The sequence below is a fragment of the Hymenobacter gelipurpurascens genome, assembly GCF_900187375.1.
Taxonomy (GTDB): Bacteria; Bacteroidota; Bacteroidia; order Cytophagales; family Hymenobacteraceae; genus Hymenobacter; species Hymenobacter gelipurpurascens.
In genome coordinates, this window is the sequence record NZ_FYEW01000002.1 from 592898 (window position 1) to 608227 (window position 15330).

The 15330-nt window shown below is 55.9% G+C and carries 12 protein-coding genes; 2 read left to right on the top strand and 10 right to left on the bottom strand.

All coding sequences use genetic code 11. The features are described from left to right. Nucleotides 1-168 precede the first annotated feature (168 nt). Entirely contained in the window at nt 169-702 is a 534-nt protein-coding gene (locus tag CFT68_RS14280) for a hypothetical protein (protein ID WP_088844229.1), read from the top strand. Between the two features lie 83 nt (nt 703-785). On the opposite strand, the gene amaB is transcribed toward CFT68_RS14280, so the two are convergent. Continuing rightward, complete coding sequence (gene amaB, locus CFT68_RS14285) at nt 786-2381, bottom strand: L-piperidine-6-carboxylate dehydrogenase (protein ID WP_088844230.1); 1596 nt, start codon at nt 2379-2381, stop codon at nt 786-788. A gap of 376 nt (nt 2382-2757) precedes the next feature. On the opposite strand from amaB, the gene CFT68_RS14290 reads away from it, so the two are divergent. Then, complete coding sequence (locus CFT68_RS14290; RefSeq protein ID WP_088844231.1) at nt 2758-3168, top strand: hypothetical protein; 411 nt, start codon at nt 2758-2760, stop codon at nt 3166-3168. Nucleotides 3169-3253: 85 nt separating this feature from the next. On the opposite strand, the gene CFT68_RS14295 is transcribed toward CFT68_RS14290, so the two are convergent. The 9 genes from CFT68_RS14295 to glf all read right to left on the bottom strand — a co-directional run bounded on the left by CFT68_RS14295 (nt 3254) and on the right by glf (nt 15294). Then, nucleotides 3254-4756 (bottom strand): Do family serine endopeptidase, encoded by a 1503-nt coding sequence (locus CFT68_RS14295; RefSeq protein ID WP_245815398.1) that lies wholly within the window; start codon nt 4754-4756, stop codon nt 3254-3256. Nucleotides 4757-5025: 269 nt separating this feature from the next. Further along, the gene (locus tag CFT68_RS14300) at nt 5026-5472 is read right to left on the bottom strand and encodes an Hsp20/alpha crystallin family protein (RefSeq protein WP_170934814.1); all 447 of its coding nucleotides are present in this window, start codon (nt 5470-5472) and stop codon (nt 5026-5028) included. Nucleotides 5473-5842: 370 nt separating this feature from the next. Next, nucleotides 5843-6616 carry a hypothetical protein gene (locus CFT68_RS14305; RefSeq protein WP_088844233.1) on the bottom strand — a complete coding sequence of 258 codons (774 nt, stop codon included), beginning with the start codon at nt 6614-6616 and terminating at the stop codon, nt 5843-5845. Nucleotides 6617-6700: 84 nt separating this feature from the next. Next, on the bottom strand, nt 6701-7900 hold the full coding sequence (locus CFT68_RS14310) for a M20 metallopeptidase family protein (RefSeq protein WP_088844234.1): 1200 nt from the start codon (nt 7898-7900) through the stop codon (nt 6701-6703). 56 nt (nt 7901-7956) lie between these two features. After that, nucleotides 7957-8508: a DUF3558 domain-containing protein gene (locus CFT68_RS14315; protein WP_212590416.1), complete on the bottom strand. Its 552-nt coding sequence runs from the start codon at nt 8506-8508 to the stop codon at nt 7957-7959. Further along, nucleotides 8489-9160 (bottom strand): deoxyribose-phosphate aldolase, encoded by a 672-nt coding sequence (deoC, locus tag CFT68_RS14320; protein ID WP_088844235.1) that lies wholly within the window; start codon nt 9158-9160, stop codon nt 8489-8491. Before deoC ends, CFT68_RS14315 begins: the two co-directional genes overlap by 20 nt. A gap of 162 nt (nt 9161-9322) precedes the next feature. Next, on the bottom strand, nt 9323-12730 hold the full coding sequence (gene secA, locus CFT68_RS14325) for a preprotein translocase subunit SecA (RefSeq protein ID WP_088844236.1): 3408 nt from the start codon (nt 12728-12730) through the stop codon (nt 9323-9325). 141 nt (nt 12731-12871) lie between these two features. Then, nucleotides 12872-13915, bottom strand: a complete 1044-nt coding sequence (locus tag CFT68_RS14330; RefSeq protein ID WP_170934815.1) for an acyltransferase family protein — start codon at nt 13913-13915, stop codon at nt 12872-12874. Between the two features lie 191 nt (nt 13916-14106). Further along, nucleotides 14107-15294, bottom strand: coding sequence for a UDP-galactopyranose mutase (gene glf / locus CFT68_RS14335; RefSeq protein ID WP_088844238.1), 1188 nt, complete (start codon nt 15292-15294; stop codon nt 14107-14109). Between the last annotated feature and the right edge of the window lie 36 nt (nt 15295-15330).

Here is a 15330-nt window from a genome sequence, read left to right on the forward strand (position 1 = left end):
ATTAGGGAATGTTCACTAACCTGAAACGCCTAATCATGAATACGTTGCATTGCCACTTTTTCAGCTAACAGGCCTAGCTGTTGTCTTTGTGTTACGTGATGACGCTTTCTATTCCAATCTCTGTTTCTTTATCCAAAATATTCTCTTTCTATCTACTGTTATCAACCAATGAAAAAACTTCTCCTCAGTGTTTCTATCCTAGCTGCTATAAGCGCATGCGGCAAGAGAGAGGCCGAGCCAACTATCGATTTTGGCCCTAATACGGGCATTACGCAACGCGATGACAGCAACCAACCCTATGGCACCCTTGACCCTACTGACTGGACCGCCGATGAGACTTGGACGAAACAGGAACAGAAGCTCTTCACGGTTCCGGTCGATTTAAGTGTGCCTTCTCCGCGGAGCATCCAGCCGCGTGGGCTCTTTCCTAACCCAATTACTAGCAAGAGACATGGTGCATTTGGCTTCTATGGCATCCCATTTGGCGCTATGTGGCAGATGGTCTTCGTCGATAAAAACTATAAAGTAGTGGAGCGGCTGGAATATGGCCCTTTTCAGGTTTCCGACGTTCTATTCGGTTTTGAATTTCCTGCCGATAAGTTCACACCGAATACTATTTACCGGATGTACTACATCCTTTATACTAAATCTCCAGCAACGCTGCATTTAAAAGGCCACGGCGATATTCAGATTAGCATGTAACCTATAGGCCTACACATAAAAAGCCCGACTGTAAAACCAGTCGGGCTTTTTATGTGACTCGAATTTATCAGCGCTAGGCCACTCTACACATCAAACTTGATACCCTGAGCCAGTGGCAGCTGGTCGGAGTAGTTGATGGTGTTGGTCTGGCGGCGCATGTAGATGCGCCAGGCGTCGGAGCCGGACTCCCGGCCACCGCCGGTTTCCTTTTCGCCCCCGAAAGCACCGCCAATTTCGGCGCCACTCGTGCCGATGTTCACGTTGGCAATGCCGCAGTCGGAGCCGGCGTGGCTGAGGTAGGTTTCGGTTTCGCGCATATTCAGGGAGAAAATGCTGGACGAGAGGCCCTGCCGAACCCCATTCTGCACCGCAATGCCTTCTTCCACACCACCGCTGTACTTGATGAGGTACAGAATGGGCGCGAAGGTTTCTTCCTGCACCGTGTGGTACTCGTTCTGGGCTTCTACCAGCGCGGGCTTCACGTAGGTACCGGTTTCATAGCCGGTGCCTTCCAGCACTTCGCCCCCGATGAGGAGCTTGCCGCCTTCCTGCTGCACAGCAGCCAGGGCTTTTGTGAACGACTCTACAGCCGCTTTATCAATGAGGGGGCCTACGAGGTTGCCGTCCTTGAGCGGGTGGCCTATGGGAAGGTTAGGGTAGATTTTAAGCAGACGAGCCTTCACATCCTCGAAAATGCTTTCGTGGATGATGAGACGGCGGGTGGTGGTGCAGCGCTGCCCGGCCGTGCCCACGGCTCCGAATACCACGGCGCGCATGGCCATATCCAGATCAGCGTGCTCGGTGAGCAGGATAGCGTTGTTGCCGCCCAGTTCCAGCAGCGCGCGGCCTAGGCGGCCACCCACTACCTCGCCCACTTTTTTGCCCATGCGGGTGCTACCCGTAGCCGATACCAGCGGCACGCGTCCGTCGGCGGCCATGGCGGCACCAATTTCCGCGTCGCCGATTACCAGGTTGAAGATGCCTTCGGGTAGCTCATTTTCCTGCAGTACGTCTTTGATGATGTGCTGCACGGCCACGGCTACCAGCGGAGTTTTCTCGGAGGGCTTCCAGATGCTCACATCGCCGCATACGGCGGCCAGCATGGCGTTCCAGCTCCACACGGCCACTGGGAAGTTGAAGGCCGAGATAATGCCCACCACGCCCAGCGGGTGGTACTGCTCGTACATGCGGTGCGCGGGCCGCTCCGAGTGCATGGTGAAGCCCGTCAGCTGGCGCGAGAGACCTACCGCGAAGTCGCAGATATCAATCATCTCCTGCACCTCGCCCAGGCCTTCCTGCAGAATCTTGCCCATCTCGTAGCTCACCAGTTTGCCCAGCGGCTCCTTGTATTCGCGCAGCTTGTTGCCAATCTGGCGCACGATTTCGCCGCGCTTGGGAGCGGGCACCAAGCGCCAGGTTTTGAACGCTTCCTGCGCTTTCTCTACCACATGGTTGTAATCAGCGACTGTAGCAAAGGCCACGGAGCCAATCAGGTGCCCATCGGTGGGTGAGTGGATGGCGCGCATGTTTCCGTCGGCGCCGCCCCACTGTAGGCCAGTGCTCCAGGCGGCGTTGTGGGCTTCTACACCCAGTTCGCGTAGGACCTGCCGGATGCCGTGGTGGTCGTGGTCCTGCACGTCGGTGCCGGTGGCGGCCGCTTCTTCGAAGGCTTGTTTCATGGAAAAATATGGGATTGGGTGGAATGGCGATGAGGTAGCCAAAGGCTGGCACTACTGGCCTAGGGCCCGCGAGCCTCGGCAAGCAAAGCTACTAAAATCGGGGGCTAGCAGGTAGCAGTGGCCTAGCGGCTCTTATAGACTACACCAGAACCGCCTTGGCGGCAGCGTTGCTGCTCCAGAGAAAACAGCGTGCGCAAAATTCCGGCTCCGGTAAGCTCAACATTACCTATAGGGAAAAGGGTAGCTTTGCTTTCAGATGCACCGCTCGGCTGGTTGCATGTAAGCAACCAGCCGAGCCCACAGAACATCCGAGCCGCTTGGCTGTAGTATGCACAGCCAGACCATTCGGCCTTGTCTTGTTTTCCTTGCTTGCCTCATGTATTCGTCGCCTACTCTCGATATTCAGTACCGCCCCGACCTAGATATACTCACCGTCCGCTGGTTATCTGAATTACGATCTGACCAATTTCAGCAAGACTACACGACTATTCTGCAGGAAGCCCAGGCATATGAAACGCCGCGCTGGCTTATTGACGTGCGCCGCCGCCCCCACCCTGCTCCCGATATGGCCGATTGGGCCGCCAATGTGTGGTTGCCGCAAGTAGTAGCCACCCTGGCCCCGCGTCGCCCCCGACTGGCCTACCTGATTTCGCCCAGCCGCGAAGAGTCGCTAAAGGCCAGCCCTGCCCTGCAAGCCAGCGTGCAGGCGGCTTCCAGCCCAGAGCGTGGGTATGATGTAGCCATTTTCAACAACGAAGGCGAAGCCAACGACTGGCTACTGGCCTAGCGGCTAACAACGCGGCCACATCCTTGCATAAAAAAGCCCTCTGCAGAGCTGCAGAGGGCTTTTTTATTGTAGACCAGTCGGTGGGTTATTCAGCCTGCCCAATGGGGTAGTAAGCTTTGCGGCCATCGGGGTATACACCTTCTACCAGCGCGCCTTGGGTTTCCTTAGCGGCTTCGAGGTAGCGCTGCACGTCCTGGGGCTTGCTCACCTTGTTCTTATCGATGCGGGTGATGATGAAGCCATCGGCAATGCCGGTTTCGCGGAAGTTGGAATCCTTGATGCCGTTGATTTTGGCCCCACCCTCAATGCCGAGCTTGTTCTGCTCCTGGCGGGCCACCGGAACCAGCGTAGCACCTTCATACTTCACCGTAGAAGCTACTTCCTCCCGAATGATATCGGTGGTGCCGGTTGAGTTGCGGAGGGTGGCCAGCGCGGTGCTCTTGTCCGTACCGCGCAGATACGTCACCTTGATTTTGTCGCCGGGGCGGAAGCGGGCCACTTGCTCCTGCAGCTGCGAGGAGGTGTTTACGTTCACGCCGTTAATTTCCGTGATGATGTCGCCTTCCTTGATGCCCGCAGCGGCCGCCGAGCTGTTCTTGCCCAGACCCATCACGTACACCCCATTCAACGACTTCAGCTTTTTCTCCGAAGCCAGCGTGGCATCTACTTCCCGAATCTGTACGCCTAGCAGTGCACGTTGCACCACTTTGTACTTCAGCAGGTCGTCAATCACCTTGCTCACGATTGAGCTGGGCACCGCAAACGAGTAGCCCACGAAAGAGCCGGTCTGCGAAGCAATGGCGGAGTTGATACCGATCAGGTCGCCGTTCAGGTTTACCAGCGCACCACCCGAGTTGCCGGGGTTTACCACGGCATCGGTCTGCAAGAACGACTCCACGCCCATACCGTCTTCGCGGCGCAGAATATTGATGTTCCGACCTTTTGCCGAGATAATACCAGCCGTAACGGTCGAGTTCAGGTTGAATGGGTTGCCCACGGCCAATACCCATTCCCCTACTTTCACATTATCAGAGTTGCCGTACCGGATGAAAGGCAAATTGTCGGCTTCTACTTTCAGCAAGGCCAAGTCAGTATTGGGGTCGGTACCGACGAGCGTAGCCTTGTACTTGCGCTTGTCATCAAGAACCACCTCAATCTTATCGGCCTTATCTACCACGTGGTTATTCGTAACGATATAGCCGTTGGCGGCAATAATTACGCCGGAACCCGAGCCCTGCTGCGGACCCTGGGAGCGGCCATGGTATTGCTCCATATCATCCCCGAAAAACTGACGCAGGAACGGATCCATACGCATCGCGCTGTTGTCGCCGGCCTTTGGGGCGTACTCGGTCATTACGTGCACTACAGCGGGCGTCACGGAAGCCGCTGCTGCCGTGAAGTTGAGGCCTTCGGGCACGGCATACGTACTGCTACGCAACTCACTGGTGTACCGGACATTGGGGTCAGAGGCTACGGATTGCGGGGCGTTATTGCGCTCCGGCTCCAGCAGCTTGTACCCACCAACGGCCACACCGCCACCTAGAATGGCGGAGCTAAGCAGGCCGAGCATCATTTGTTTTGCTTGCATGGGTAGTAAAAGAGGTTGAATTGAAATTTAAAGTCAGAACTGAAAATACAACAGAAAGGTGAATGCACCATGAATCTGCTGTTACTTACTTAACGCAAGAGGCAAAGCCTCTGGTATTCGGTTGCATGCCTGTTGAAGGAGGAAAACAGCCCGTTGGTAGAGTATTTCCCGAGCAGGCCTTACGGCCGACCTTCTGCAGTTATTACTACAACACGCGCGCCACGAAAAAAGGCACCCAATCGGGTGCCTTTTTTGCAGATTCGACTGGCCTAGCGGATTTCAATCTGATGCTTGGTCACCTTTTTACTGTCGAAGGGCAGCGTGAGGCGGAGCACGCCATCGGCCAACTGCGCATCAATGGCGGTAACATCCACTGTGTCAGGCAAGCGGAAGGTGCGGGAGAAGGTACCGTAGCCCGATTCTACCCGGCGGAATTTGGGTGCTTCTTCCGAGGCTTCGGGCGCTTTCCGCTCGCCGCTTACCGTGAGCTGGCCTTCCTGGAAATCAATTTTTACGGCCTCTTTCGCTACGCCGGGCAGCAGCAAGTGCAACTCAAAGCCCTGCGCCGATTCCAGCACATCGGCCTGCGGAACAAAGGCAGTAGAAGGCTGCTTTTGAGAAGATGGAAGCGTTTCGCGCAGCATCTCATTCAGTACCGAGTTGATAGCACGAGTAGGACGGAGAGCGGGCAGGTTATTATACAGAAGCGTTGCCATGGTTGGTACTACTGTTTTGAAGGTTAGAGTCTTATACATGAATGTCGTTGCCGACACACCCTATCCTAGTAAATTCTGTACCAACCGATTTTATCAGACTATATCAAGACAAAAAGTCATTATTTTGTCATTTAGATTATGAGTCATTTTTTCCTAATTGAGGATAAACGGCATTTACGAGCTCCAACACGCCTTTTCTTCGCTAAACACAAACAGACATTCTGGCATTAAGCGCCGCTAATATGTCAGTAACACTATACTAAATACTAAAACTTACTAGGCCACTTAGTGAGGCTGCAGCTGCTGCGCGTCCTTACCAAGTGGCCTAGGCCAGTATCCGGAGTAACTTCCGACGAATCCTATCGGATTCTTAATGCTGCGTTGGCAGCTGCTTACGTTCCGGCGACGGCTCGTCGCGGAACACCGTAAACCGGGCATCTAGCCCAAAAACCGGGGTGATGATATTAGTGCGGCCGCCACTGACCTGCTTCCCGGCAGCGTCATACTGGGGCAAAAAGTTGTTGTAGCTGGTTTGCGACGCCACCCAGGGCGTAACATCTATATGGGATGAAACCCGAATACCTACCTCGCCGCGGAGCGAGCCAAAATCGACTACCCGCTCTTTTAACTCAGTTTCATCTCGCTGCAGGCGCGTATAGGCACCAACTTCGTAGGCCAGTCGGGGACGTAGCGCGATGGTTGCACCTAACGGAAACTGTCGCTCCAGATCCAAGCGTAAGCGGGCCAGCCCACGGTTTTGGTTGGCAATGGAAAGCGCATCACTGGTAGATATGGCGTACTCCACACCCAGGCGCTGCCCGAAATTCAGGGAGCCAATTTTGCCCGAATGCCGCAGCAACAGGCCCGGAGTTACGTTGCCGGGCTGGCCTAGGAAGTCGCCATACCGCTGGTCCATCCCGCGCAGCAGCCGCAGGGTACCTCCCCAGCTCCATTGCTCGTTCCAGAAATGCTCGTAGCCTAGGCGCAGCTGCCCACCGAAAACCGAGCTGTTTTCCCCAAGTTTTTGCGCTACCACATTGAAGCCCGCCATCAGGTAATCGTTGCCGTTCAGTGCCCACTCAGCCTGCACCTCCGGAATAAAGGCGGTATTGGCCTCAATGCGGCGCTGGGCCGAGGCGGTCAAACTCGCCAGAAGTAATGCGGGTAATAGAAGATAAGCGGAGGTACGCATCAAGTAGGTGTAAAATGGCAGAATATAACTAGTGGCCTAGCGCCGGGACAGCTCGTGCAAGGTCAGCCAAGCCATCAGGCCTGGTCCGGTTTCCAGCGCTTTGGTATCGATATCGAAGGTAGGTGTGTGCACAGAAGACGTGAACCGGCCGCTGCCATCGGCGGCAGCCGTACCGAGGCGGTAGAAGCACGCGCTGGCAGCCTGCGAGAAGTAGGCGAAGTCTTCGGCGGCCATCCACTGATCCAGTTCCACCACGTTTTCGCGGCCCAGATATTCTACAGCAGCTTGCTCTACACGGCTGGTGAGGGCTGGCTCGTTCTCCAGATACGGATAGCCGCGCCGGATTTCCAGCTCGCAGGTGGCGCCCATGCTCTCGGCCAGGCCTTCGCAGAGGCGGCGCAAGTGGGCGTGCGCCTCGTTGCGCCACTCCTCATTCAGCGTCCGGAAGGTGCCTTCCATGTACACCTCGTTTGGAATGACGTTGGTAGCGCCCTGGGCAATGACTTTGCCGAACGACAGCACCGATGGCAACTTCGGATTGGCACGGCGGCTCACAATCTGCTGAGCGGCCACAATAATATGGGCCGCTACCAGCACGGGGTCGAGGTTTTGCTCGGGCATGGCCCCGTGACCACCTTTGCCGCGCACGGTCAGGTACAGCTCGTCGGTGCTGGCCATGTAGCGGCCCGCCCGAATGCCCACTTTGCCGGCGGGCAGCCTCGGAAACACGTGCTGACCCAGCACGCTGGCGGGCTTCGGGTTTTCCAGCACTCCTTCCTTAATCATCAGAGAAGCGCCCCCCGGCAGCACCTCCTCACCCGGCTGAAACATCAGCTTCACGGTGCCCTCAAACTCGTCGCGCAGCTGCGTCAGAATACGAGCCGTACCCAGCAACGACGAAGTGTGCACATCGTGGCCGCAGGCGTGCATCACACCGGGGTTGGTAGACTTATAGGCCACTTCGTTCAGCTCCGTGATGGGCAGCGCATCCATATCGGCGCGCAGCGCCACCGTGCACGAACCAGGGTTACGGCCTTCGATGATGGCTACGACGCCGGTATTGGCAATGGGCTGCGTTTGCAGGCCCAGCTGCTGCAGCTGATTCGTGACGTAGGCCACCGTATTGAACTCCTGAAACGAAAGCTCGGGGTTGGCGTGCAGGTGCTCACGAAGCGCAACCGTTTCCGCTGCAGCGGCGGCAGCCAGCGTCTGGACGCGGGATATAAGGTGTTGCATGAAGAATATCTGTTTTGGCGCTGATCCACCCTGTGGGCAGGAAACGCCAGCAAAAGCTAAAACGACGTTTTATTGAGCACGACCTGCGCCGACTCCAGCTGCGCCTTAGGCGCCAAAGAACGGATGCGCTGCAAGGCTTGCTCCGCTTCAAGGCGCGTGGTATAGTCGCCAATCCAGAGGCGGAAAATGGGCTGTTTATAGGCCAGGTAGTCAGTTTCTTCGGGGTAGCGGCTAATAATGGTGCGCCGGATGCTCATGGCCTGGTCCTTCTCCAGGCCCACGTAGGCCAGTATCCGGAAACCCTGCGCATACTTCACGTTCTTATTTGTGTAGGATTGGTCGCGCAGGCGCTGCTCAATCTGGGCGTTTACGTGGTTGGTTGGAGCAACTGGCCTAGCCGGGGCCACGTGCACAACCATAGGCACTTTGGGCGCCGCAAAAACGGGCCGGTAGCGGCTCAGGTCTTCTGCTGGAGCAGACGACGAGGTGGTTCGACGGGCTGTGTCGGGGGCAGAAGAAGCCGCAGGCTTGCCAGGCCCTGATGACGCGCAGGCGCCCAGCGAAAACAGAGTGGAAAGCAGCAGCACGTTACGAAGCAAGTGTTTCATGGGAGTTGTCTTCCAGCAGAACCAGACTATTAGAGGAGCCAATCCGGTCGGCGCCAGCCGCAATGAGGGCCAGTGCCGCCACCCGCGTACGAATGCCGCCGGATGCTTTGATACGAATATGATGGGGCAAAGAGCGGCGCATCAGCACAATATCAGCCACTGAAGCGCCACGGCTGGCAAAGCCCGTAGACGTCTTCACGAAGTCGGCGCCGGCTTCGGTGCACAATTCGCAGGCCAGCACTATCTCATCTTCCGTGAGCAGCGCGGTTTCAATAATGACTTTCAGAATAGCACCGCGCAGATGGCAAAGCTCCGCCAACTGCCCAATTTCCTCCTCCACTTCTTCCAGCCGGCCCGCTTTAAAAGCCCCGACATTGATAACCATGTCCAGCTCCGTGGCGCCTTCCGTCAAAGCCTGGTGACCTTCAAAGAACTTCACCTTAGCCAACCCGTAGCCCAGCGGAAACCCGATGACGGTGCACACCGGCACGCCCGTACCCAGCAGGTTTTCTACCGCCAGCCGCACATAGCAGGGCGGCACACATACGCTGGCAAACTGCTGGTCGGCGGCCTCCTGGCAAAGCTGCGTAATCTGCTCCGGCAGAGCGTCAGGCTTCAGAAGGGTGTGGTCGATGTAGGAAGCTAGATTCACAGGGCAAAGGTAGTTGGATGTAGCACGTACTTGGTCGTTGCCTTGGCGGGCCGTCTTTTTCGGACAGGCCTACGCAAACACCAAGTTAGCGCTACTGCCTCACAACAAACGGGCCGCGCTTCCGGAGTGGAAACGCGGCCCGTTTACTTACAATCGAGTGGCCTAGTCGACCAGCACGCAACGATCATTTAGCAAGTCGTCTTCTACTGACTTGAACTTTACGTCGCGCACGATGCGGCCATCCATGTACTGCACGCTCACTTTATCGTTGCGGTTCGCCACTTTCTGCGACTTAGCCGGCTGCTGCTTTTCCAGCACCTGTGGCGAAATGCCCGCCTGCTCTAGATCCTCGGGGCCGGCCCCTAGCGATACGGAAGAAATTTCTTTCTCGGCCTTCAGCTTGGGCATGGGCGGCGCTACGGGCAGCTCGTCTTCGGTGAAGTACTCGGGCTCGTCGTAGCCATCCTGGCCAGCCTGCATGGGCACATCGGCGCGGAACAGGAACTGGATGGTGTCTTCGTTTACCTTCCCGATCATCTGCTTGAACAACTCGAATGACTCGAACTTGTACACCAACAGCGGGTCTTTCTGCTCGTACACCGCGTTCTGTACTACCTGCTTCAGGTCGTCCATGGCGCGTAGGTGCTTGGTCCAGGCCTCATCGATAACCGACAGCACCACCACTTTTTCCATGCCCCGAATTACATCGTGGCCACCCGTGGCCTGGGCGCGGCGCAGGTTGGCAATTGCCTGAATCTGCTTACGACCATCGGTGAATGGAATGGCAATGTTCTCGTAGGGCGAGTTCTGGCTGAGCAGGTCATTGATCAGCGGCATGTTGTTGCCGGCAATGAAGTCGTTCTTGCTCTGGTAGTAGCCGAGGGCCTCATCATACAGCTTCTGCGTGAGCGGACCGGGCTGCATACCGCTCAGCTCCTGCGCCGTCAGGTGGGTGTCGTAACCGAACACCCGAATAACGGCCAGCTTGAAGTCTTCGAAGTCGTTGGTGCCTTTGTGGCCTACCACGATGTCTTCGCAAACATCGTAAATCATGTTCCAGATATCCAGCTCCAAACGCTCACCGTGCAGGGCGTTGCGGCGGCGCTTGTACACCACTTCGCGCTGGGCGTTCATCACGTCATCATACTCCAGCAAACGCTTTCGAGTGCCGAAGTTGTTTTCTTCTACTTTCTTCTGAGCACGCTCAATAGAAGAAGTAATCATGGAGTGCTGAATCACCTCGCCTTCTTCCAGGCCCATACGGTCCATGAGTTTGGCAATCCGGTCGGAGCCGAACAGACGCATCAGGTTATCCTCCAAGCTCACGAAGAACTGCGAAGATCCTGGGTCGCCCTGACGGCCGGCCCGACCACGCAGCTGGCGGTCAACGCGCCGCGACTCGTGGCGCTCCGTGCCGATGATGGCTAGGCCACCCGACTCTTTGGAGGTTTCCTTGAGCTTGATGTCGGTACCACGGCCAGCCATGTTGGTGGCAATGGTCACGGTGCCAGGGTAGCCGGCACCTGCCACAATCTCAGCTTCGCGCTGGTTTTGCTTGGCATTCAGTACCTGGTGAGGAATACCGCGCAGCTTCAGCATGCGGCTCACCAGCTCAGAAATTTCTACCGATGTAGTACCTACCAGCACGGGGCGGCCAGCTTGCACCAGCGTCTGAATTTCCTCGGCTACGGCGTTATATTTCTCCCGAACGGTCTTGAATACTTTGTCGTGCTCGTCTTTGCGGGCAATGCCGCGGTTGGTAGGAATTACTACCACGTCGAGCTTATAGATTTCCCAGAACTCGCCGGCTTCGGTTTCAGCCGTACCCGTCATGCCGCCCAGCTTGTGGTACATGCGGAAGTAGTTCTGCAGCGTTACAGTGGCGTAGGTCTGCGTGGCGTCTTCTACGCGCACGTTTTCCTTGGCCTCAATGGCCTGGTGCAGGCCATCGGAGTAACGACGACCTTCCATGACACGGCCGGTCTGCTCATCTACAATTTTTACTTTGCCGTCGTCGGTGAGGATATACTGGTCATCCTTCTCAAACAGCGTATAGGCCTTCAGGAGCTGGTTGATGGTGTGGATCCGCTCCGACTTCTCCTGGAAGTCGTCCATCACCTTCTCCTTCTGGTGCAGCTTGTCTTCGCCGCTCAGCTCCTTGTTGTTTTCAATAACCGCCAACTCCGAGCCAATGTCGGGCATGATGAAGAACTGATGGTCTTCGCCCTGGCCGGTAATCAGGTCAATGCCTTTTTCCGTCAGCTCGATCTGGTTGTTCTTCTCATCAATGGTGAAGAACAGCGGCATATCGGCCTGGGGCATCTGGCGCTGGTTGTCCTGCAGGTAATGGTTCTCCGTTTTCTGGAGCACAGCGCGCATGCCAGTTTCCGACAGGAACTTGATGAGTGGCTTGCTCTTGGGAAGGCCGCGGTAGGCGCGGAACAGCGCTAGGCCACCCTCCCCTTCTTTCGGGCCGTCTTTGCCTTCCTTGATGAGCTTACGCGCTTCTACCAGGTAGTTCTGTACCTGCTTTTTCTGCGCGTCCACCAGCATCTGAATGCGGGGCTTCAGGATATAGAACTCGTGCACATCGCCGCGCGGCACGGGGCCGGAGATGATGAGCGGCGTACGGGCATCGTCAATCAGTACGGAGTCTACTTCGTCGACCATGGCGTAGTGGTGCTTGCGCTGCACCAGCTCCTCGGGGTCGCGGGCCATGTTGTCGCGCAGGTAGTCGAAACCGAACTCGTTGTTGGTACCGTAGGTGATATCAGCGAGGTAGGCCTTGCGGCGGGCATCGGTATTGGGCTGGTGCTTATCGATGCAGTCCACGGTGATGCCGTGGAATTCGAACAGCGGCGCGTTCCACTCCGAGTCACGCTTGGCGAGGTAATCGTTTACCGTTACCAAGTGCACACCGCGCTTAGCCAAGGCGTTCAGGAATGCGGGCAGCGTCGAAACGAGGGTTTTACCTTCGCCCGTAGCCATTTCCGAAATCTTACCTTGGTGCAGCACTACGCCGCCAATCAGCTGCACATCGTAGTGCACCATATCCCAGGTGATTTCGGCGCCGGCCGCGAGCCACTTGTTGCTCCAGATAGCTTTATCACCCTGAATGGTTACGTTGCCTTTGCGGCTAGCGTACTCCCGGTCGTAGTCAGTAGCAGTTACTACCAACTGGCCGTTTTGGGCGTAGCGGCGGGCAGTTTCTTTGGTGATGGCAAAGGAAACGGGCAGCACTTCCATCAGCACCACCTCCAACTCTTTGTTGCGCTGCTTTTCCAGGGCATCAATCTGGTCGAAGAGTTGCTCCTTCTGGATAGCATCCAGCGAAGCATCTTCGTTCACACGCTGATGTAGGGCGGCAATCTGGTCATCAATGCCCTTGAGGTGGGCATCAATCCGGGCCCGAACCTCATTGGTGCGGGCGCGCAGCTCATCGTCGCTGAGTTGTGCCAGATTGGCATATTCGGCATTAATCAACGCCACATACGGAACAATCTCCTTCAAGTCCCGGTCCGATTTAGAACCGAAAATCTTGGCGACAGTTTTCCCTAGAAAATCAAACATGCTGGTTTACCTTAATTGAAACGCCTGGGCGCAACCCAAATTTACAAGATTTCTAGCCAAAACCGCCCCATATCATAACGCACCGCCAATCTGGCCGATTTTCCCGAATAGCACCCAGAACCGAGAAATTGCTTTCGGCGCTTAAATTTTGGCTGATGCCGTAACATTTTCTGCCGGAACGTAGTGCGAATTTCGTTTCAGAAAAGGCTTTTCCACACTGTGCCACAGCAAGAAAGCCGCCCCTAGCACCACCAGCAGCAACAGCGCTAAGCCGCCCCACGACTGCTGATGAAACGAGCCTAGGGCAATGAATAACTGAATAAGCGGAAAGTGCAGCAAATAGGTGCCATACGATAAATCGCCCCATTGCCCTACCGGAATACGGAAAGGCAATCTAGTGGCTAAAAACAGCACACAGGCGGCGTAACACACCGGCTCTACTACTAGGCGTAGGCCACTATCATGCAACAACCAGAACGCCAGAACCGAGGCCAGCGCAATCCGGCCCAAGTAGTGGCCTAGACGCTGCTCTTCTATGGTGAACAAGGCTCCTAACGCAAAAAGGTGCAACGCTCCTGGAAATTGCCGGCCCAGTTCAGCCTGCATTTTTGAGCTGAGGCCCGGTATATGCGGCAACAGAAGCTCCCAGGACAGGGCTACGGCAAAGGCTAAAAGCATCGTAGCATATGGCCCCATCCGGCGGAACAGCAGCACCAGTACGGGCACGCAGCCATACAGGCACAGCTCCACTTTGATAGTCCAGAGCGAAGCATTCATGACGGGCACCGGATGCTGCTCGAATACTCCCGGCAACGTAGGCTGCAGGAAGTTGAGGAAGCTGGCGTTGGCTAACAGGTGCTTGTAGGTTGCCGGCGTATGCAAAAACTCCCTTACAGGCAGCGTTGTCGCAGCTAGGCCTATCAGCCACGCCACGCATATAGTCACGAAGTAAGCCGGATAAATACGGCGCGCACGCTTTTCGGCATACTCCAGGCCAGAGGCGCTACTCAGAAAACTGCGAGTAACCAAGCAGCCACTGATGACAAAGAATCCTTTCACGGCAAAATCAGCCGATAGATAGGTGAGGAAAGGCTGAAAGGCCGGCACCTCGGACAGCACCGCTAAATGACATAATACAACAATCAGTGCCAAGCTTAGCCGCACCGCGTCGAAGTTGTTTTGCATGCGAGAGGCTTGGAGAAAAGGAGGTGCAAAATACGCGCTTGCCTCAACTCCTACTGCATGCATTCATGGTAGTACTATAAGACCACCAACGAGCGAAGTGGCCTAGCAGCCCGCTGAAAACGCAAAACAGCCATCCTACGCTTGCGCAGGATGGCTGATAAACTTACTCAACGAAATAGCTGGCCTATGGCTTACGGCTTTTTGGCCGGGTCGCGGGGCACGAGCTTATCCAGAATAGAAGCCGAGCCCGTAATGGCTGGTTTCACAACTGTTTTTTGGGCTTCTTCGGTTTTCTCCGTGAGCTTCTTATAAAGCGTGAGAGCCTGCGCTACCACTTGGTCCATATTGTAATACTTGTAGGTAGCTAGGCGGCCTACAAAGTGCACATTGGGGGTTTCGTCGGCCAGCTTCTTGTACTTATTGTACAGCTCAGCGTTTTCCAGGCGCGGCACGGGGTAGTAAGGGTCGCCCTCGGCTTTCGGATACTCATACACCACGCTCGTTTTGGGGTGCTGCTGGCCCGTAAGCTGCTTGAACTCCGTTACGCGGGTGTAGAGGTGCTCGTTGGGGTAGTTTACTACCGGAGCGGGCAGGAACTGCTCGGTGCTGAGCGTTTCGTGCTTGAACTCCAGCGAGCGGTAGGGCAGTTTGCCAAACTTGAAGTCGAAATACTCATCTACCGGACCCGTGAAGATCATTTCCTTGAAGGGAATGAAATCCATGATGTCATGGTAGTCGGTATTGAGCATCACCTTGATGTTCGGATGGTCCAGCATGCGCTCAAACATGCGCGTATAGCCGTGCAGCGGCATGGCCTGGTAAGTATCCGTAAAGTAACGGTTGTCGCGGTTGGTGCGGGTGGGCACGCGGCTCGTTACGGACTTGTCCAGCTCCGAGGGGTCCATGCCCCACTGCTTGCGGGTGTAGTTGCGGAAGAACTTCTCATACAACTCCCGGCCTACTTTGCTCACCACCACATCTTCCGACGTCTTGATAACCGGAATGCTTTCGGCCAAAGACTCCAGAAACTGCTCTACCTCAAAGCTGTTCAGCGAGAGGCCATAGAGCATATTGATAGTGTCTAGGTTGATGGGCATCGGCACGTGCTGGCCGTCTACAGAAGCCAGAACCCGGTGCTCATACGGGCGCCAATCCGTGAAGTCGGAGAGATACTCGAATACGTCCTTGGAATTGGTGTGGAAGATGTGCGGCCCGTACTTGTGAACCAGAATACCTTCCTCGTTATAATGGTCGTAGGCATTGCCCGCAATGTGGTTGCGCTTGTCAACTACCAGAACCTTTTTATTGGAACGCGTGGCCAGCCGCTCGGCCAGCACGCTGCCAGCGAAGCCGGCCCCTACGATGAGATAATCGAACATAGCGAAGAGAAGTTTAGAAGGAAGGTTGAGGGAGTA

What these genes read in the sequence shown, in the direction of transcription:
- CFT68_RS14310 (WP_088844234.1), bottom strand. Translation starts at nt 7,900, where the DNA reads ATGCAACACCTTATATCCCGCGTCCAGACGCTGGCTGCCGCCGCTGCA.
- CFT68_RS14290 (WP_088844231.1), top strand. Translation starts at nt 2,758, where the DNA reads ATGTATTCGTCGCCTACTCTCGATATTCAGTACCGCCCCGACCTAGAT.
- amaB (WP_088844230.1), bottom strand. Translation starts at nt 2,381, where the DNA reads ATGAAACAAGCCTTCGAAGAAGCGGCCGCCACCGGCACCGACGTGCAG.
- CFT68_RS14330 (WP_170934815.1), bottom strand. Translation starts at nt 13,915, where the DNA reads ATGCAAAACAACTTCGACGCGGTGCGGCTAAGCTTGGCACTGATTGTT.
- CFT68_RS14315 (WP_212590416.1), bottom strand. Translation starts at nt 8,508, where the DNA reads ATGAAACACTTGCTTCGTAACGTGCTGCTGCTTTCCACTCTGTTTTCG.
- CFT68_RS14295 (WP_245815398.1), bottom strand. Translation starts at nt 4,756, where the DNA reads ATGCAAGCAAAACAAATGATGCTCGGCCTGCTTAGCTCCGCCATTCTA.
- glf (WP_088844238.1), bottom strand. Translation starts at nt 15,294, where the DNA reads ATGTTCGATTATCTCATCGTAGGGGCCGGCTTCGCTGGCAGCGTGCTG.
- secA (WP_088844236.1), bottom strand. Translation starts at nt 12,730, where the DNA reads ATGTTTGATTTTCTAGGGAAAACTGTCGCCAAGATTTTCGGTTCTAAA.
- CFT68_RS14280 (WP_088844229.1), top strand. Translation starts at nt 169, where the DNA reads ATGAAAAAACTTCTCCTCAGTGTTTCTATCCTAGCTGCTATAAGCGCA.
- CFT68_RS14300 (WP_170934814.1), bottom strand. Translation starts at nt 5,472, where the DNA reads ATGGCAACGCTTCTGTATAATAACCTGCCCGCTCTCCGTCCTACTCGT.